Source organism: Pseudomonas sp. S31 (genome assembly GCF_016648105.1).
Lineage (GTDB): Bacteria > Pseudomonadota > Gammaproteobacteria > Pseudomonadales > Pseudomonadaceae > Aquipseudomonas.
In genome coordinates this window covers 78,809-96,140 of sequence record NZ_JACVVE010000006.1, presented here as the reverse complement: position 1 = coordinate 96,140, position 17,332 = coordinate 78,809, and the positions used below count along the sequence as shown (strand labels likewise).

The window sequence follows — 17,332 nt, the reverse complement described above, 5'->3', positions numbered from 1 at the left end:
ATCCAAATCCCACCCCCTACCGCACAACGGTGAAGCGCCCCAGCACCGTATGCCGCGAGAACCCCAACACCTGGCCCAATGAATCGAGCGCCTGCAGCGGCTCGGCAGTCGGGAAGCTGCCACTGACCCTGCGCTGCCCCAATTCGCCGTCGAGCAGCATGATCCGCCCAGGGTAGTAGCGCTGCAGGTCCTCGATCACCTGGGCCAGGGGCACTTGATAGTAATTGAGCCAGCCCTGGCGCCAGGCCAGTCGGCTGGCGCTGTCGACGGGCTGGATGTCTCCCGCCGAGCCCTGTGTGTAAGCCACCTGCTGATCCGCCACGAGCTCACGCATGACCTGCCCCTTGGCTGGCGTCACCCCTACCCGTCCGCTGCGGACCGTGACCTGGGTGCCTGCGCCCTGCTCGCGCACTTCGAACTGGGTACCGAGCACCCGCACCTCGCCCTCGCCCGCCGCCACCACGAACGGCGCGCCGGTATGGGTCACCTGGAAGAAGGCGGCACCGCGCAGCAAGCGCACTCGGCGCTGGCCATGCTCGAAGTCGACGGCGATGGCGCTGCCGGCATCCAGGGTCACCTGCGAGGCATCGGCCAGGGTGAGTTGGCGCGGAGCATCGCTGCTGCTGTAGTCGGCTTGCAGGTCTTGCCACCAGAACCCCGGGTGCCAACCCGCACCTGTGCCCACGGCCAGCACCAGGCAGGCAGCGGCCGCCAGCGCCCCGGCGTGCCGGCGCCAGGTGCGCCTGGCCGGCGCCCGGGCCATGGCCTCGAGGTACGGGCGCAGGCTGTCGTGCTCCTGCTCGGCCAGGCGCGCCGCTGGCGCGGCGCTGCGCTGCCACAGTGCCTGGGCCTCGGCATAGGCCTGCCGGTGCGCCGGGTCGGCCAGCAACCAGCGCTTGAACGCCGCACTGTGCACCTGCTCGGGCTGCTCGTTGATCCGGCTCAGCCAGTGCAGGGCTGCCTGGGACGGGTCGGTGTGAGTGGCATGCTGGCGGTTCATCGTCTGGCGCTCCCTGGCCCGCGTACTGGCATGGCGGGCTCGGCGACACTCGCCTTGCACGCTTCGAGGGCGCGCATCATATGCTTTTCTACCGCGCTCTGGGACAGCTGCATGGCCTTGGCGATCTCACCATACTTGCAGCCATGCACGCGGTTGAGCAGAAAGATCTGCCGGGTGCGTTCAGGCAGGGCAAGCAGCGCCGCCTCGATGCATTGCAGGTCATGGTCGACCTCCAGGGCGTGCTCCGGCGCCCCGGGCGCTTCGCCATCCGCCATGCTCAAGCTCGCTTCGGCCAGGCGCTCGCGGCTGCCTTCGCTGCGCAGGTGGTCGATGGCCAGGTTGCCCGCACAGCGCAACAAGTAGGTCTCCAGCGCCTCGACCTTGACCTCGGGGCGCCGCCAGAAGCGCAGGAACAACTCCTGGACCAAGTCCGAGGCGGTGGCCCGGCAACCGACCCGGCGGCTGACCAGAGCCTCCATGCGCGCTCGCTGGGCCAGGAATACCTGGAGAAAACGTGCGCGCCCGCTGGCGTTGTCGGCGTCAGGCTCGGCGATGTGGCCCGGCTCGCTCACTCGCTATACGCCCACTACCGCCAGCACCGGCCCCAGCACCAGGCTGGCAGCGGCCAGGCCCAGCAGTAACCGAGGCTGATACGGCAGGCCGAACACCCAGAGGGCGACGCCGGCCATCAACACCGCGATCCACTCCACCAGGCCGTGGGCCCAGCCACGCACCTGCACCGACAGTACCAGCGCCAGCACCAACAACACCCAGCCTCCAATGCGCAACCCGCGCAGAACGGCATGACCCGGCTTGCGCCCGAGCAGTTCGGCGGCGTGTTTTTCCATGGCCAGGCACAGGGCAGCGAAACCCGCATAGCCGATCAAGGCGACGCTCAGCATCATTTCACCTCGACCGTTTCAGCGGCCACACGGGCTGCGCGCGGCGGGCGTTTGGCAGACACCGTGGGCGCGCGCAGCATCTTGCTGGCGGCCCAGGCGAGGAACGCCCCGGCAGCCAATGCGGTCAGGTCGAAACCGGCCATGGCCCAGTCGCCTGCCGGCAGCGAGTGGTTCAGACCCTGCCCGGTGACCAGCCCGTTGAGCACGGGCAGCGCGGCAAAGGCCAGCGCCCCGAGCGCCAGTTGCTCGCCCCAGGCGCGGCGGCCCGGGCGCAGGGCGGCATGCAGCAACGACAACGCCCAGGCCAGGAAGAACAGGTTGACCTCCCAGTCGGCACGCCCCGCCAACCCGCTCGGCAGCAGCCGGTTGGCCCAGAAGAACGCGGCGACGCCCAGCAGCAGCCCGCTCATGCTCGCGATGTTGAGCACCTCGACCAGGCGCAGCTCGCCCGGCAGGCGCTCGCTCTTGGCATGCTTGAGCTGGCGCTTGCCCAGCCACATCACCAGGCCGGTGCCGATCACCGCAGTGCCGGCCAGGCCGAAGGCAAAGTACAGCCAGCGCAACCAAGGCCCCGCGTAGCTGCCCATGTGCAGGCCAGCGAAGCTGAAGCCGGTGAGCATCGTCGCGCTTTCCGGCACGCCCTGGCCGAGCATCGAACCGCTGGCGCCGTCGAACGTCCAGTTGGCGCTGCGCCGATAGGGCACGTGGTCGGCGGCGGACTGGGTGAAAGTGACCCGGGCATTGCGATCCCCCGGGTTCTGCACCTGGATGTAACCCATGCGCGCCCCTGGCGCCTGCGCCTGGACCTGGGCATACAGACCGCCCAGCGGGACCAGCGGCGTGGCGACGTTGGCCAGCTTGGGCGCTTCGTCGCGGCCGAACAACTCGGCGAAGTAACCGTTGGGGTTGCCGTCGTAGCTGGCCATGATGCTGGCCGGCATGACCATGTACATGAACAGCACCAGGCTGCTGTAGCTGATCATCAGGTGGAACGGCAGCACCAGCACGCCGATGGCATTGTGGCCATCCAGCCAGGAACGCTGGCCCTTGCCTGGGCGGAAGGTGAAGAACTCCTTGAAGATCTTCTTGTGGGTGATGATGCCGGTGACCAGGCCGAGCAGCATGATGAAGGCGCAGAAGGTCGACAGCCAGCGGCCCCACGGGTGCGGCATCTCCAGCTGGAAATGGAAGCGGTAGAAGAATTCGCCGCCACGGCTTTCGCGCGCCTCGACGGGCTCGCCGGTGGCAGCGTCGAGCGACTTCTGGACGAACCCACGGCGGCCACCGTTGGGGTCGCGCCAGCCCACGCTGATCGCGGCTTCACGCTCGTTGGGCAACTGGATCATCCAGCTCTCGGAGTGCCCCGCGTTGCGTTCGAGGTAGCCTTGGGCCAGGCCCAGGCTGGCCTGCGGGTCGAGCGCATGGCGGCGGATTTCCGGGTGGGTCCAGTGATTCACCTCATCCTTGAAATACGACAGCGTGCCGGTCAGGAAGATGGCGAACAACAGCCAGCCGAAGATCAAGCCGGTCCAGGTATGCAACCAGGCCATGGCCTGACGGAAGCCTTCCTTCATGGTGTCTTCATCCAGTAGGCGAACCCGTTGACCAACGCCAGCAGCAGGCTCGGCAGCAGCACGCCAAGCCAGGCGCGCCAGGCACTGCGGCAGGCGAAGCACCAGATGAAGGCTAGCAGGTAGAACACGAACGACAGCATCATGCCGGTCATGGTCGCGTCCACCCGGGTCATCGGTGCCAGCAACGTGATGGCGATACTGGCCATGGACGCCAGCAGGTAGCCGCCGAGCAAAGCGGCCAGGCTGCGTGAGGTGACGCCCAGGCGGTAGCTCAGTGAAGGGCCGGCTTTGCTTTTCATGGCGGGGTTCGCGAAAAATCGGGCCCTAATAATAATGATTTGAATTCTCACAAGCAAAGCCCATAGGCATCAAAGGTCTGCAATGGCCTATTTGCAACAGGAAATTTATTTTCACAAGGGGCTTGAATTCGCTTCGCCGTTGCCTGACCTTAGAGTCAAGAGGCGCAGAAACATCAGGGCCTTCAAGGGCCTAGGCGCGCCTCCATGCGAGCAAGCTGAATAAGGATTGAATCATGCAAATCCAGGTCAACAGCAGCAACCATATCGAAGGCAACATCCGGCTCAACGAGTGGGTCCGCGCAACGCTGGAAAGCACACTCGAGCGCTATGACGACAGCCTCACCCGCCTTGAGGTGCATTTGCGCGACGAGAACGGCGCCAAGCCCGGCCCGCATGACAAACGCTGCCAGATCGAAGCTCGCCCCAAAGGCCACCAGCCGATTTCCGTCACCCATACCGCAGGCTCGCTGGACCAGGCCGTCGACGGCGCCGCCAGCAAGCTGAACAACGCCCTGGAACACTTCTACGGCAAGCTGCGCAGCAAGCGCGGCGCCCTGGAGATCAGCGACCCGGAGGCCTGACCGCCAGCCCCACGACGCCCGGCCTTGTGCCGGGCGTTTTCGTTTGCAGCGATCAACGGGGCTGAACCAACCTGTCGATTGCCCAGTCAATTCCTGCAGTCATTCATTTGCAGATTTCGACCATGCACAATCCATTCGACCAGATCAGCGACGCCTTCGCCCCGGAATACCGTGTGAACCTGAGCATCGAACGCCTGGACGGGAGCATCATGCTGACCCTCTCCGACGACGCTGGCGTGGTTGCCAAGCGCCTGATCAGCCAGGCCCAGCGCAACGACCCGGTGCGCCTGCAACGGGTGATCGACAGCATCCGCCTGGGCCTGGCCATCGAGCTTGGCCAGAACCCCTTGCAGGTACTGGCCGCCCTGACCCGCGACAGCCGCCAGGAAGCGCAGCCGTTCTCGGCGCTGGGCATGGCCAACTGAGGTCACTTGCCTTCGTCGATTTCCTTGCCGTTGGCGTCCAGCACCTTGGTCGAGGGGTAGCGGTACGAGGCATAGCGCACCACCAGGATCGAGAACGCCAGCAGCAGGATACCCCCGCACAGATAGAGCAGGCCTTCGTCCGGCGCCTTGTGGTGCGATACGTCGCCGATCAGCAGGCGCGTCAGCGCGGTGATCGCCACATACAGCAGGAAGCGGATCGGCATGTGGTTGGTCTTGAAGTAGATGCCCACCATCGCACCCAGCTCCAGGTAGATGAACAGCAGCAGGATGTCATCGACACTGATCCCACCCTTGCCCAGCATGTCCAGGAAGGTCTCCACCGCCGCGTAGGCGGTGATCGCGCCGATGCCGAACAATGCCAGGTAGTGGAACGCCTCCACGCACAGATTGCCCAGCGAGTCCGCCGAGCCATGCAGGCCCTTGCGCAGCTTTTCAGCCCATTTGATGTTCACGATGTCCGATTCCCCGATACGACATGAAGGAGTGTGCGCCACGGCTGTGACGCTTTTGCCATGCAGTTAAAGGGCCAGGCCCCTGACTTGGAAGGCGACCGATTGCCGCAAGGCACCGCTGGGCTACGCTTTTGTGGTTGCGCAAAGGTGGCAAATGCCATTACTGTATACGCATACAGTATTTGTCGTACCAACCAGCAAAAAGGCATAGAGGTGATGAATGGCCGTCGAAGTGGTGTACCGCAGCAGCCGCGACCCGGAGCGCTTGTTCATGGATAAGGCCGAAGCAGATCGTCATGACAAGATGCTCGAACTGGCCGAGCGCCTGGCCGAAGTGCTGCACAAGGCAGTACCTTCGCTGACCGAGCAGCAGGTCGAGGAAGCGGGTATCTACATGGCCAAGAACCGCGATGTGTTTGCGCGTGCGTTCAAGAGCCAGCCGGACGCGCTGGCCGAATTGCTCGATGGGGCGGCGGCGGAATAAAGCCAACGGTGTATTTGCCGGTGAACAGGCCAGTACAGGCGACACCGTTCCCGGTCACCCATACAACAACCGCTCCGCCAACATCTGCGCCACCCGGGCCGGCGAACGCTTCTCCGCCTGGGCATGGGCGAACACCTCGGTCAGCCGCGAAGGAATCCGCGCCAGGTGCGCGGTGATGGTGCCCAGCTCTTCGCCTCGGTGGCGCAGCGCCACGTAGATCAACCCACCGGCATTGATCACATAGTCAGGCGCATACAGAATCCCTCGGGCTTCGAGCTGGTCCGCCACCTGTAACGTGGTCAGTTGGTTGTTCGCCGCTCCCGCCACCGCCGCGCAGCGTAGCTGCATCACGCTCTGCCCGGTGAGCACCGGGCCCACGCCACAGGGGGCGAAGATATCGCACGGCGTGCTCAGCAACGCTTCGTTGGGTACCGGCCGCGCATCGAACTGCTCCACCGCCAGGCGTACACGGCCTGGGTCCAGGTCGCTCACCAACAACTCGGCACCCGCCGCGTGCAGTTGCTCGGCGAGGGCATAGCCAACATTGCCCAGGCCCTGCACCGCCACCCTCAGCCCTTCCAGGTTATCGCTGCCCAGACGCGCCATCGACGTGGCGCGAATCCCGGCGAAAACACCCATGGCCGCGTGCGGCGAGGGGTCGCCCGAGGCCGTGGTGCTGGTGACATGCGGCGTGGACTGGGCGATACAGTCCATGTCCAGGGTCGAGGTGCCACTGTCGACCGCAGTGATGAAACGGCCTTGCAGGGTATCGACGAAGCGCCCGAAGGCTTCGAACAGTGCGGCACGGTTCTCCACATGCGGGTTGCGCATGATCACCGCCTTGCCGCCGCCCAGCGCCAAGCCAGCCAACGCCGCCTTGAAGCTCATGCCCTGGGCCAGGCGAATGGCATCGGCCATGGCGCTTTCGTCATCGGCGTAAGGCAGGTAGCGGCAGCCGCCCATCGCCGGCCCCAGGTGTTCGCTGTGGATAGCCACCACGGCCTTCAGACCTGTGCTCGGGTCGATGAACAGGTGCAGGGACTGGGTACGGGTGCTTTGCATCAGCGCGAACATCAATGGGCTCCCCCTAGAGGTGCTCTCACCAGTATAGGCATCGTCCTACAGCATACGTGGCCAGCGGACCACTGGACGAATACCGCTGCCAGGGCTAAATATCTAGACGTGTGCGGAGAAATTCATGAACCCACGTCAAGCCTGCCTGGCCTGCCTGGAGCGCGAGCCTGTCGCCCTGCTGGAAGCTGCCTTGTGGATCGCCGTCGAGCACGACCGTAGCGTGGAGCCCGCCACGGGCCTGGCCACGCTTCGCGACCTGCAACGCGATGTCAGTGCCCGCCTGCCCATCCTGCCCCTGGCCGAACTCGCCCAGCCGCTATTGCGCCAGCTGAACGCGCACGGCTTCCAACAGGACGAATACCATCCGTTGCGCCCGCAGGTGGCGTTGATGGACAAAGTCCTGCAACGCCGTCGTGGCCAGCCCCTGAGCTTGGCCATCCTGGCTCTGGAACTGGCTCAGCGCTTGTCGATTCCGTTGGAGGGCGTAGGTTTTCCCGGCCACTTCCTGCTGCGCGTACCCGGTGCCGATCATCTGCTCGACCCTTGCGGTGGCCGACGCCTGTACCCCGCCGACTGCCGCGAATTACTCGCCCGCCAGTTCGGCCCGCAAGTAACGCTGAGCGCCGAGCACCTGCGCGCCATCACCCCGTTGCAGATGCTCCAGCGCCTGTCACGCAACCTGCGCCAACTGCACACCAGCGAGGGCAATCACCTGGCGGCGCTGGTCGATGCCGAACGGGTGATGCAACTCGGCCCGGTGCAAGTGGCCGATTATCTGGCACGCGCCTCGCTCTACCAGCACCTGGAATGCCCCCAAGCCGAACGCTTCGACCTGGAGCATGCGCTGTTGCTCACCGACGATCCAGTGCAACGCCTGAAGCTGGCCGACCGCATCGGCCAGCTCCCTGCGGTCAACCGCTCGATTCACTGAACCGGGGTGTCCACCTGCCGTGACGGGTGCGCCACGATGAACGCCGGATGCTCCGCCGCCAGCGCCACCACCCGGCGAATCCTTGGATAGCCGCCGAGGTCGATGTTGAAGCGCTCGGCCGCGTATACCTGCGGTATCAGGTACAGGTCGGCCAAGCCCGGCTCGGCGCCAAGACAGAAGCCCTGGTCACCGATCAACTGCTCCACCGCCGCCAGCCCCTGGCCGATCCAGTGGCCGATCCAGGCGTTGACCTGCGCCTCGTCCTGCCCTGCCGCGCGCAGCCGGTTGAGCACACTGACATTGTGCAGCGGGTGGATATCACAGCCGATGATCGCCGCCACCGCCCTCGCCCGCGCCCGCCCGACCGGGTCGGCCGGCAGCAAGGCGGGCTGCGGCTGCAGCTCTTCGAGGTACTCGATGATCGCCGGCGACTGCAGCAGCAGGTCCCCCTGGTCGGTGCGCAGCGCGGGCACCCTGCCCTGGGGGTTGAGCGCCAGGTAATCGCTACCGCGCTGTTCCCCCTTGAGCAGGTTGACCGGCAGCGCCTGATAATCCAGGCCCTTGAGCGCCAGGGCGATGCGCACCCGGTACGAGGAGGTGGACCGGTAGTAGCCATACAGCTCCATAACCAGGCCCTCCTCAGTTGGCCGCCACCACCGTGCCACGGCACTCGCCGAAGCCGATGCTGGCCACACCGTCACGCTTGCAGCGTGCGCGCAGGATGACTTCGTCGCCGTCCTCGAGGAACTTGCGCACTTCGCCGCTGGCCAGTTCCACCGGGTGCTTGCCACCCTCGGTGACCTCCAGCAGGCTGCCATACGAGCCGGCGTCCGGGCCCGACAGGGTACCCGAGCCGAACAGGTCGCCAGGCTGCAGCTGGCAGCCATTGACGCTGTGGTGGGCGATCAGTTGGGCCACGGTCCAGTACATGTTCAGGGTATTGCTCAGGGCCAGGCGGTGGGCGGGCAAGCCCTGTTCGCGCATGCGCTGGGTCAGCAGCAGCACCTCCAGTTCGATATCGAACGCGCCTTGGGCCTGGTCCTTGGCATCGAGCAGGTACTCCAATGGCTGCGGGTCGCCCTGCGGTCGGGCCGGCTGCGCGCAACGGAACGGTGCCAAGGCCTCGGCGGTGACCACCCAGGGCGACAACGTGGTGATGAAGCTCTTCGACAGGAACGGGCCCAGCGGCTGGTATTCCCAGGCCTGGATATCCCGCGCCGACCAGTCGTTGAGCAGGCACAGCCCGGCCAGGTGCTGGTCGGCAGCAGCGATGTCGATGGCCTGGCCCATGGCGTTGCCCTGGCCGATCCAGATGCCCAGCTCCAGCTCGTAGTCCAGGCGTGCGCAGGGGCCGAACGTCGGCACCGAGTGCCCGGCGGGCAAGGTCTGGCCCTTGGGTCGGCGCACGTCTGTGCCGGACGGGCGCAAGGTCGAGGCGCGACCGTGGTAACCGATGGGCACGTATTTGTAGTTGGGCAGCAGCGGGTTGTCGGGGCGGAACAGCTTGCCGACATTGGTGGCGTGCTGGATACCGACGTAGAAGTCGGTGTAGTCGCCGACCTTGGCCGGCAGGTGCATCTGGCAGTCGCTGGCCCGATGCAGCGCCGGGGCCAGCGCGTCCTGGTGCTCGCTGTGCTCGCCGAGCAGCACCTGCAGGCGTTCACGCAGGGCGACGCGGGCCTCACGCCCCAGCGCGAAGAAGGCATTCAGGGCGCCGCCGCGGGTCGCTTCGACGGCGCTCCTGGCCGGGCCTTCGAACAGACCGGCGGCAAGCACGGCCTCGAGGTCGAGGATGGCATCGCCGATGGCCACGCCACAACGCGGCGCCTCCCCTGGGCGACTGAAGATACCCAGCGGCAGGTTCTGCAGCGGGAAGTCGCTGTGCCCGTTGGCGTGCTCGACCCAGCTGCGGGCATTGGCGGTGTGGTTCATGGGTTATCTCCGGTTCGGGTTGAAGGTGCTCGGCAACGTGGCCCAGCAACTATCGTAGTCGGCCTGCAATTGCGGGCAGGCGAGCGCCTCGCCGCTCGGGCGCAGCACTTGGCTGGTCTCGAACATGAAGGCCATGGTGTCGTCGATCTTGTGCGGCGCCAGCTCGGCGTGGATGGCCTTGTGGCAGGTGTCGGCATCAGGGCCGTGGGCGCTCATCACGCCATGCAGCGACGCCCCGCCAGGCAGGAACCCTTCGGCCTTGGCATCGTAGGCGCCGTGGATCAGGCCCATGAATTCGTTCATCAGGTTGCGGTGGAACCACGGTGGACGGAAGGTGTTCTCGGCCACCATCCAGCGCGGTGGGAAGATCACGAAGTCCATGTTGGCCAGGCCATGCACGCTGGTCGGCGAGGTCAGAACGGTGAAGATCGAAGGGTCGGGGTGGTCGAAGCTGACGGTGCCCAGGGTGTTGAAACGGCGCAGGTCGTACTTGTAGGGCACGTTGCTGCCATGCCAGGCCACCACGTCCAGCGGCGAGTGGGCAAGCTCGCAGCCCCAGTGCTCGCCGAGAAACTTCTGCACCAACTGCACCGGCCCGCTGGCCTCTTCGTAATGCGCCACCGGGGTCAGGAAATCGCGCGGGTTGGCCAGGCCGTTGCTGCCGATCGGGCCCAGGTCGGGCAGGCGCAATGGCGCGCCATGGTTTTCGGCGATGTAGCCGCGGGCCTGGCCGTCGGGCAGCTCGACGCGGAACTTCATGCCACGCGGAATCACCGCGATTTCCTGCGGTTGCACCTCAAGCACGCCCAGTTCGGTGGCGATGCGCAGCCGCCCCTGCTCGGGCACCAGCAGCAGCTCGCCATCGGCATCGAAGAACACCCGCTCCATCGAGCGATTGGCGCGGTAGATGTAGATGCTGACGCCAGCCGGCTTGTCGGCGGGTGCGTTGGCCACCATCGGCAGCCAACCTTCGATGAAGTCGGTGGCCTCGCTCGGGATCGGCTGAGGGTTCCAGCGCAGGCGGTTGGGCGTGGCGGCCCCCAAAGGACCACTGACCGGCTGGCGGGTCAGGCGCTCGAAGCGCGGGTGCAGCGCCGAGGGGCGGATACGGTACAGCCAGGTACGGCGCAACTCGCTGCGTGCCATGGTGAAGGCGGTGCCGGACAACAATTCGGCATACAACCCATAGGGCGCCTGTTGCGGGGAGTTCTGACCCACCGGGAGCGCTCCCGGCAGTGCTTCGCTGGCGAATTCGTTGCCAAAGCCGCTCAGGTACTGAAGGTCGGTGTCGCGGTTCATCGCTGCCTCCGGACGCTGCAATTATTTTTATCGTAATCGAATTACGAATAACGTAATTTGCTAGCGACCGGACGTCAAGCTATAAAGGCGCGACCCGAAGATTGCGGAAACCCTCATCGCCATGGCCAAAGCCAGCTCCCCCGCCGACAACGGCAAGCAGAAAGTCCGCTCGGCGGAAGTCGGCACGGATATCCTCAAGGCCCTTGCCGAGCTCTCCCCGTCTACCTCGTTGTCGCGCCTGGCCGAGCACGTGCAGATGCCGGCGAGCAAGGTCCACCGCTACCTTCAAGCACTGATCGCCAGTGGATTCGCCGAGCAGGACGCCGCCACCAATCACTATGCGCTGGGGCGCGAGGCCTTGCGCGTGGGCCTGGCGGCGCTGGGCAGCATCGATGTGCTGAAGGTGGCCGCGCTGCCGCTGTCGCAGCTGCGCGATGCCCTCAACGAAAGTTGCTTCCTGGCGGTATGGGGCAACCAGGGCGCGACCGTGGTCACCATCGAGCCAGCGGTACGCGCCGTCACGGTGGTGACGCAGATCGGGTCGGTGCTGCCATTGCTCAGTTCGAGCACCGGGCTGGTATTCGCCAGCTACCTGCCGGCCCGCGAAACCGTGGAGCTGCGCGACCGTGAACTGATGGCGCTAGGGCAAAGCGCGGAGCATTACCAAGCGCTGCTGGCCGGCATCCGCGAGCGCGGCCTGCACCACGTGCACGGCTTGTTGATGCCGGGGGTCGATGCCTTGTCGGCACCCGTGTTCAACGCCATGGGCGAGATCGCTGCGGTGATGACGGTGGTCGGGCCGACGTCGATCTTCCATGCCGACGAGCAAGGCCCGGCGGCGCAACGGCTGCTGGCCGCTGCGCGGGAAGCCAGCTGGCGCATGGGCTATTCGCCGACGGCTTGAGCGGCGTCGGCACTTTTACCCGAAACGTAAAGGTGAATGTCATAAGCGACTATTTTTCCCACGGGATCAGGCGCTTATTCTTAACTCACTGGCCGGCACGAAGGGCACTCCCCCCCGCCTTTCATGCCAGCGAGGTTCACCGACGTTGATTTTGAAGCTCCTTGATCTAACGTCTCGATTGGCCGCTGCATTTGCAGCGGCCTTTTTTTTTGCCTGACATTTGCTCAAGACCAGGCCAGCAACGGCGCGCTCATGCTCAGTTGCTGTTCACGAAAGGCCAGGTAATGGCGCAGCACCTGCACCGGCGCCTCGGTATGCGGGTAATGGCCAATGCCCTGCAACTGTACGGTGTCGGCAGCCGGTACCAGTTGCCGATAGCGCTCGACCATGCGCGCCCCCGACACCGGGTCGACCACGCCGTTGATCATGCGCAACGGCACCCCATCGCCCTGCAGCGCCCCCACCCAGCGCTCACGGTGCACCCGCCGCTCCGGCAGGTAGCCCACCAGCTTGTGCAGGATGCGCTGGCCCCGATTCGAGGTGATCAAGCTCCAGCAATCGTCCAGCGCGCTTTCGCTGGGATGGGTGCACGGGCCGTAGATCTGGGTGACATTGCGCACCAGGTCGTCACGCCCGAACGAGCGCCCGACCAGCCAGCCCAGGGGGCTCAACAGCAGTTTTTGCACCAGCAGCACCTGGCAGCTTTCCGGGAACAGGCCACTGTTGAGAAACACGCAGCTGGCGATGTCGGCACGCTGCTCGTGATGCCGGGCCAGCAACTCCTGGGCCACGCTACCGCCATAGTCGTGGGCCAGCAGATGCACCGGTTGCTCGATGTTCAGGTGACCGAGCAAGGCCTGCTGCAGGTCGGCCTGCTCCATCAGGCTATAGTCGTGGTTGAGCGGCTTGGCCGAATCGCCGAAGCCAAGCATGTCGCAGGCGATCAGGCGAAAACGCTGGGCCAGTGGTGCCCACAGGTAATGCCAGTCCCAACTGGCAGTGGGAAAACCGTGCAGCAGAAGCAGGGGCTCGCCCTGCCCTGCCGTCCAGAAGCGAATGTGCTGCCCTCGGAACGAGAAGCTCTGGCCCCGGGTTCGCCACACGCACAGTGGGATCTCGGCCAAAGCCATCACAGTGGCCCCGGTTGGAGTGGGTTGACGGGATACGGCAAGGCTGCGGTCATTGCAATTCACCTCGGCACTTTCTTGTGCACTATGTCGAGGCAGAGTCTAACCAGCAGCCGGTGCGGAGAAACTTGCGTTTCCAGCCAGCTTGATGACTGAGCGAGTCAGTGGCTCGAACGGTCAGAGCGCCATGGCCACCCGTGGTGGGGCGAACCGTGCACCAACCCCGTCAGTGACCGCTCAACCGCGCAGCGCCTGGGCGAAATCGGCCAACCAGGGCTCGGCATCGGCCTCGGGGGTGACGGTCTCGCTGGCGTCCAGGCGCAACATGGGCTGGACTTCGCGCAGCCCCAGCTCGGCGAACAGTTCACTCATCTGCTCGCCACCGCCGCAGTAGGTATCGCCATAGCTCGAGTCGCCCAGGGCGATCACCGCGCCTGGCAGGCCGCGCCAGGCCGCAGGCAGGCTGTCGCGCAGGCTGCTGTACAGCGGCATGAGGTTGTCCGGCAGTTCGCCCATGCCGGTGGTCGAGGTCACCGCCAGGAACGCCTCGGGGGCGAAGCCTTCGATGTCCTGCTGGGTCGCCCGGGCAGCGTGCCAGGCATCGAAACCTGCGGCCTTGAGCAGGCCTTGTGCATGGCGGGCGACTTCTTCGGCGGTGCCATAGACCGAGCCGGAAATAATGACGACTTTCATCAGGGAGAGGATTCCGAAACTGACTGAAAACGTAGGATACTAGCATCCAACACTGCTGACAGAACGCTTCTACCAAAGTCCTCTCTTTATCCAGTGGCCGGTGAATGATCAACGCGCAACTTCTGCAATCCATGGTCGATGCCTCGATTGACGGCATCGTGGTCGCCGAGCAGGAAGGTGACGACACCATCCTGATCTACGCGAATGCCGCGTTCGAGCGCCTCACTGGCTACAGCCGGGATGAAATCCTGTACCAGGATTGCCGCTTCCTGCAGGCCGACGACCGCGACCAGCTTGGCCGCGCGCGGATTCGCAAGGCCCTGGCCGAAGGCCGGCCATGCCGCGAAGTGCTGCGCAACTACCGCAAGGACGGCAGCGCCTTCTGGAACGAGCTGTCGATCACCCCGGTCAGGCATGCCAGCGAGCAGCGCACGTACTTCATCGGTATCCAGAAGGACGTCAGCCGCCAGGTCGAACTCGAGCGAGCGCTGGCCGAATTGCGGTCCACTTCGCATTCCGACGAACGCGCCTGAACCAAGCCCATCGAACGCGGTCAATGCCCATGAAGAAATCGCCACCGCAGAGTTCGACCATGCAAGCAGACGCGCTCCTGACCCAGGACGAGCTGGACTTCATCCAAAACATGCAACAGATGCCGCAATTGAACCTGGCCGATACCATGTCGAGCCTGCTGGTCAATGGCGATCATCGCATCCAGACGCTGCTCACCCGCCTGGTCGCCAACGAACAGGTCACCCTGCAGGCCCAATTCAACAACCAGCAGATCAGCTTCCCACTGCAACTGGTCGAAGACGAATTCCATGCCTTGCATCTGCAGGTCGGCTCGCCGGAAATCTACGAGGATGGGCCCTCGCGACGCCCCTGGCGGTTGTCGATGGAGACGCCCTGCGCGCTGCGCAACACCCGGGGCCAGGCCGTGGGTCTCTGGGTACGGGATATTTCCTTCAAGGGAGCTCTGGTCGAGGTCCGCGGCCCAGCCAAGGCCCCTGCTCGTTTCGTCCTGCAGTTCTCCCCCGCCGGGATCGCCCCGATCAGCCTGCACGGCGTGCTGCGCCGGCGTATCGGCGCCGACCTTGCCGCCTATGACCTTGGCCGTACCCCGAGCGATGAAATCGAGCGACTGCGCGAGTACATCCTCCAGGCCCACCGCGAGGCGCACCCGGAACTGCACGATCAGGTATCGAGCTGACCCGCCAGGTACCGTTCCAGGCGTCGACGCATCACCGCCCCCTCACTTCCCAGGCACACCACCGGGCTTGCGGCCAGGCTTTCCTGTGCCACGTCCGCCGCATGCCCGGCCAGTAACAGCGGGCACTGCAACCCCTGCGCCAAACGCTCCATGCGCCTGCAAAGCTCTGCACTGGGCGCCTGGTTGGCATACAGCACCAGGGCATCGGGCCGGATCCGCTCGCTCAGCAAGGTCAGCTCATCCAAGGGCTGGCCCAGTGCCAACGGCATGACCGAAAGGTTGTCTGCAGTCAGTAACAGGCTGGCCACCAACAGTTCCAGTTCATGGCACTGGGCCGACAGCGGCGCCAGCAGTATCTGCCGCCTGGCGGCGATGCGCGCGACCTGCAGCCTGGCCAGCACCCGCTCGCGCAGGAACTGATCGAGAAACAGCCATTCACTGGCCCGACCGAAGGCGCGATGCCCCGCTGCCAGGTCGTGCCACACCGGCATGAACACATCGGCGAACACCTGGTCCAGGGTATGGCTGGCGAACACCTGGTCGAACAGACGATCCAGCTGGCCTCGGTCGAAGCGCTGCAGCGCCGCGCGCACCTGGGCCTGGCGGTCGCTGTTGACCGTGCACGCACCCTCACGCGCCTGGCCCTGCGCCAGGATGCCGGCCACCTTGCTGACCGCCACACCGCGCTCGAGCCACCCCACGATACGGCGGATGTCGTCGATGTCGGCTTGCGAATACAAGCGGTGGCCGCTCTGCGTGCGGGTGGGCTGGATGAGGCCGTAGCGGCGCTCCCAGGCGCGCAGGGTGACCGGGTTGACGCCGGTCAGCCGCGCCACTTCACGGATCGGGAACAGGTCCTGATGGATCAGCCCGGCTGTTTCGAGCAAGGCCGGTACCTGATTGTTCATTGCCTGCACCATCTCCATGAATGTGCCAAATAGTCTACGACATGTTTCGACGCAACAGGGAAACAGCTCCCCATTGCCCCGGTGCCATAACAACGGGGAAACAGTTCGGGTATGCTGGGCCATCGATGAAACGACAGACAAGTTGACCGTCCCGACATGAACAGTCCAATCCTCATCACCGGTGCCAGCCAGCGTGTCGGCCTGGCCCTGGCGCTAGAGCTGGCGCAGGCTGGCCATACCGTGGTCAGTGCCAGCCGCACCGTGCAAGCGCAACCCGCGCACCCGAACATCGTGCAGTTCCAGGCCGACTTGTGCCGGGCCAGCGACCGCCAGGCGCTGATCGATCACCTGTACAGCCACTACGATGGCTTGCGGGCAGTCATCCACAACGCCTCGTTGTGGCTCGACGATGGCCTGGACAACCTCGACACCATGTTCCGCCTGCATGTCGAGGCGCCCTACCACCTCAACCTGGCGCTGGGCGAACTGCTGGCCAAGGTGGGCAAGGCCGACATCATCCACATCTGCGACGAGACCTCGTCCCGCGGCAGCAAGAGCCACATCGGCTACGCCGCGACCAAGGCGGCGTTGCAGAACATGGTATTGTCCTTCGCCGAAAAGTACGCGCCTGCCGTGCGTGTCAACGGTATCCTGCCCGGCCTGCTGATCCTCAAGGAAGGCGGCGACGAAGCCTACCGCCAGCAAACCCTGAAGAAGGCCCTGCTGGAATTCGAACCCGGCGCCGGCCCGTTGATCGAGACGGTCAAGTACCTGCTCGCCAGCCAGTACAGCACCGGCAGCCAGGTGGTCATCAACGGTGGCCGCCACCTGAAGAACCGCATGACCTGAGAGAACATCATGACTCCCCAGCAACAGCTCGAACTCGAAGCCGCCGCGTTCCGGCGCCTGGTCGACCACCTGCAAAAGCGCACCGACGTGCAGAACATCGACCTGATGAACCTCTCCGGCTTCTGCCGCAATTGCCTGTCCAAGTGGTACAAGGCCGCCGCCGACGAGCGCCAGGTCGAGCTGACCCTGGATGACGCCCGTGAAGCGGTATACGGCATGCCCTACGCCGAGTGGAAAGCCCAATACCAGAAAGAAGCCAGCGCCGAACAACAAGCGGCGTTCGAACAAGGAAAACCTCGTGACTGATCTGAATACCCTGCGCACCAGCCTGGCCGGTGGCGAACATGCCTTCGCCGACACCTTGGCTTTCATTGCTGCCAACTACAGCTACCAGCCCCAGGCCTTCAACAACGGTGGCGTGGAGAACGCCGCCGGGCAGAACGAAGGCTCGTGCAAAACCCTCGGCCTGGCCCTGCTGGAAGGCCTGAGCGACCAGGAGGCCCTGTTGGCCTTCGGCGAGCACTACCGCAGCGTGCAGGCCACCCCAGAGGGCAGCGATCACGCCAACATCCGTGCGCTGATCAAGCACGGTCTGGCCGGCGTCACCTTCGCCGCCCAGCCGCTGTCGCGCAACGCCTGATGCGCCCGGGGCCGGGCACGGGCATCG

Annotated in this window: 23 protein-coding genes; 10 read left to right on the top strand and 13 right to left on the bottom strand. The window is 65.2% G+C overall.

What is annotated here, in order from left to right; genetic code table 11:
- Nucleotides 1-16 precede the first annotated feature (16 nt).
- Genes IAE37_RS06965 through IAE37_RS06945 form a run of 5 tightly spaced genes read right to left on the bottom strand, consistent with a single transcriptional unit; the run spans nt 17 to nt 3,775 of the window.
- Entirely contained in the window at nt 17-1,000 is a 984-nt protein-coding gene (locus tag IAE37_RS06965) for a FecR family protein (RefSeq protein ID WP_201171373.1), read from the bottom strand.
- Nucleotides 997-1,572: an RNA polymerase sigma factor gene (locus IAE37_RS06960; protein WP_201171372.1), complete on the bottom strand. Its 576-nt coding sequence runs from the start codon at nt 1,570-1,572 to the stop codon at nt 997-999. Before IAE37_RS06960 ends, IAE37_RS06965 begins: the two co-directional genes overlap by 4 nt.
- A gap of 3 nt (nt 1,573-1,575) precedes the next feature.
- On the bottom strand, nt 1,576-1,902 hold the full coding sequence (locus IAE37_RS06955) for a DUF3325 domain-containing protein (protein WP_201171611.1): 327 nt from the start codon (nt 1,900-1,902) through the stop codon (nt 1,576-1,578).
- The gene (locus tag IAE37_RS06950) at nt 1,902-3,476 is read right to left on the bottom strand and encodes a PepSY-associated TM helix domain-containing protein (protein WP_201171370.1); all 1,575 of its coding nucleotides are present in this window, start codon (nt 3,474-3,476) and stop codon (nt 1,902-1,904) included. The genes IAE37_RS06955 and IAE37_RS06950 overlap by 1 nt, the downstream gene beginning before the upstream one ends.
- Entirely contained in the window at nt 3,473-3,775 is a 303-nt protein-coding gene (locus tag IAE37_RS06945; protein WP_201171368.1) for a DUF3649 domain-containing protein, read from the bottom strand. The genes IAE37_RS06950 and IAE37_RS06945 overlap by 4 nt, the downstream gene beginning before the upstream one ends.
- A gap of 233 nt (nt 3,776-4,008) precedes the next feature.
- Here IAE37_RS06945 and IAE37_RS06940 point away from each other — a divergent pair, with 233 nt between their 5' ends.
- Entirely contained in the window at nt 4,009-4,356 is a 348-nt protein-coding gene (locus IAE37_RS06940) for an HPF/RaiA family ribosome-associated protein (protein WP_201171366.1), read from the top strand.
- 122 nt (nt 4,357-4,478) lie between these two features.
- Nucleotides 4,479-4,781: a DUF3509 domain-containing protein gene (locus IAE37_RS06935; protein ID WP_201171364.1), complete on the top strand. Its 303-nt coding sequence runs from the start codon at nt 4,479-4,481 to the stop codon at nt 4,779-4,781.
- A gap of 2 nt (nt 4,782-4,783) precedes the next feature.
- Here IAE37_RS06935 and IAE37_RS06930 read toward each other — a convergent pair whose 3' ends face one another.
- Nucleotides 4,784-5,254, bottom strand: a complete 471-nt coding sequence (locus IAE37_RS06930) for a phosphate-starvation-inducible protein PsiE (RefSeq protein WP_201171362.1) — start codon at nt 5,252-5,254, stop codon at nt 4,784-4,786.
- 220 nt (nt 5,255-5,474) lie between these two features.
- On the opposite strand from IAE37_RS06930, the gene IAE37_RS06925 reads away from it, so the two are divergent.
- A complete protein-coding gene (locus tag IAE37_RS06925; RefSeq protein WP_201171360.1) occupies nt 5,475-5,738 on the top strand; it encodes a YebG family protein in 264 nt (87 codons plus the stop codon).
- Between the two features lie 54 nt (nt 5,739-5,792).
- On the opposite strand, the gene IAE37_RS06920 is transcribed toward IAE37_RS06925, so the two are convergent.
- On the bottom strand, nt 5,793-6,812 hold the full coding sequence (locus IAE37_RS06920) for a Glu/Leu/Phe/Val dehydrogenase family protein (protein ID WP_201171354.1): 1,020 nt from the start codon (nt 6,810-6,812) through the stop codon (nt 5,793-5,795).
- A gap of 124 nt (nt 6,813-6,936) precedes the next feature.
- Here IAE37_RS06920 and IAE37_RS06915 point away from each other — a divergent pair, with 124 nt between their 5' ends.
- The gene (locus IAE37_RS06915; RefSeq protein WP_201171352.1) at nt 6,937-7,743 is read left to right on the top strand and encodes a SirB1 family protein; all 807 of its coding nucleotides are present in this window, start codon (nt 6,937-6,939) and stop codon (nt 7,741-7,743) included.
- Here IAE37_RS06915 and maiA read toward each other — a convergent pair.
- The 3 genes from maiA to hmgA are packed head-to-tail and all read right to left on the bottom strand — an operon-like array spanning nt 7,737 to nt 10,974.
- On the bottom strand, nt 7,737-8,369 hold the full coding sequence (gene maiA, locus IAE37_RS06910) for a maleylacetoacetate isomerase (RefSeq protein ID WP_201171350.1): 633 nt from the start codon (nt 8,367-8,369) through the stop codon (nt 7,737-7,739). The two genes, IAE37_RS06915 and maiA, sit on opposite strands and share 7 nt — an antisense overlap.
- A 13-nt stretch (nt 8,370-8,382) precedes the next feature.
- Nucleotides 8,383-9,675: a fumarylacetoacetase gene (gene fahA, locus IAE37_RS06905; protein ID WP_201171349.1), complete on the bottom strand. Its 1,293-nt coding sequence runs from the start codon at nt 9,673-9,675 to the stop codon at nt 8,383-8,385.
- A 3-nt stretch (nt 9,676-9,678) separates the two neighbouring features.
- A complete protein-coding gene (gene hmgA, locus IAE37_RS06900) occupies nt 9,679-10,974 on the bottom strand; it encodes a homogentisate 1,2-dioxygenase (protein WP_201171348.1) in 1,296 nt (431 codons plus the stop codon).
- Between the two features lie 121 nt (nt 10,975-11,095).
- Between hmgA and IAE37_RS06895 the strand changes: the two genes are divergently transcribed.
- Complete coding sequence (locus IAE37_RS06895; protein WP_201171347.1) at nt 11,096-11,878, top strand: IclR family transcriptional regulator; 783 nt, start codon at nt 11,096-11,098, stop codon at nt 11,876-11,878.
- A 224-nt stretch (nt 11,879-12,102) separates the two neighbouring features.
- Here the strand turns inward: IAE37_RS06895 and IAE37_RS06890 are convergent, their stop codons facing one another.
- Both IAE37_RS06890 and IAE37_RS06885 read right to left on the bottom strand, forming a co-directional pair.
- Nucleotides 12,103-13,008, bottom strand: a complete 906-nt coding sequence (locus tag IAE37_RS06890) for an alpha/beta fold hydrolase (RefSeq protein WP_201171346.1) — start codon at nt 13,006-13,008, stop codon at nt 12,103-12,105.
- 234 nt (nt 13,009-13,242) lie between these two features.
- Nucleotides 13,243-13,698 (bottom strand): flavodoxin, encoded by a 456-nt coding sequence (locus IAE37_RS06885; protein ID WP_201171344.1) that lies wholly within the window; start codon nt 13,696-13,698, stop codon nt 13,243-13,245.
- A 104-nt stretch (nt 13,699-13,802) separates the two neighbouring features.
- On the opposite strand from IAE37_RS06885, the gene IAE37_RS06880 reads away from it, so the two are divergent.
- Nucleotides 13,803-14,231, top strand: a complete 429-nt coding sequence (locus IAE37_RS06880) for a PAS domain S-box protein (protein ID WP_201171342.1) — start codon at nt 13,803-13,805, stop codon at nt 14,229-14,231.
- Between the two features lie 59 nt (nt 14,232-14,290).
- Nucleotides 14,291-14,908 carry a hypothetical protein gene (locus IAE37_RS06875; protein ID WP_201171610.1) on the top strand — a complete coding sequence of 206 codons (618 nt, stop codon included), beginning with the start codon at nt 14,291-14,293 and terminating at the stop codon, nt 14,906-14,908.
- Here the strand turns inward: IAE37_RS06875 and IAE37_RS06870 are convergent.
- Nucleotides 14,893-15,816, bottom strand: coding sequence for a MerR family transcriptional regulator (locus IAE37_RS06870; protein WP_201171339.1), 924 nt, complete (start codon nt 15,814-15,816; stop codon nt 14,893-14,895). The two genes, IAE37_RS06875 and IAE37_RS06870, sit on opposite strands and share 16 nt — an antisense overlap.
- A gap of 156 nt (nt 15,817-15,972) precedes the next feature.
- On the opposite strand from IAE37_RS06870, the gene folM reads away from it, so the two are divergent.
- From folM to IAE37_RS06855, 3 genes are read left to right on the top strand one after another with little or no spacing between them, the layout of a single operon-like run.
- Complete coding sequence (gene folM / locus IAE37_RS06865; protein WP_201171336.1) at nt 15,973-16,665, top strand: dihydromonapterin reductase; 693 nt, start codon at nt 15,973-15,975, stop codon at nt 16,663-16,665.
- A gap of 9 nt (nt 16,666-16,674) precedes the next feature.
- Nucleotides 16,675-16,971 carry a DUF1244 domain-containing protein gene (locus IAE37_RS06860; protein ID WP_201171335.1) on the top strand — a complete coding sequence of 99 codons (297 nt, stop codon included), beginning with the start codon at nt 16,675-16,677 and terminating at the stop codon, nt 16,969-16,971.
- A complete protein-coding gene (locus tag IAE37_RS06855; RefSeq protein ID WP_201171334.1) occupies nt 16,964-17,305 on the top strand; it encodes a HopJ type III effector protein in 342 nt (113 codons plus the stop codon). Before IAE37_RS06860 ends, IAE37_RS06855 begins: the two co-directional genes overlap by 8 nt.
- The last annotated feature ends 27 nt before the right edge of the window (nt 17,306-17,332 follow it).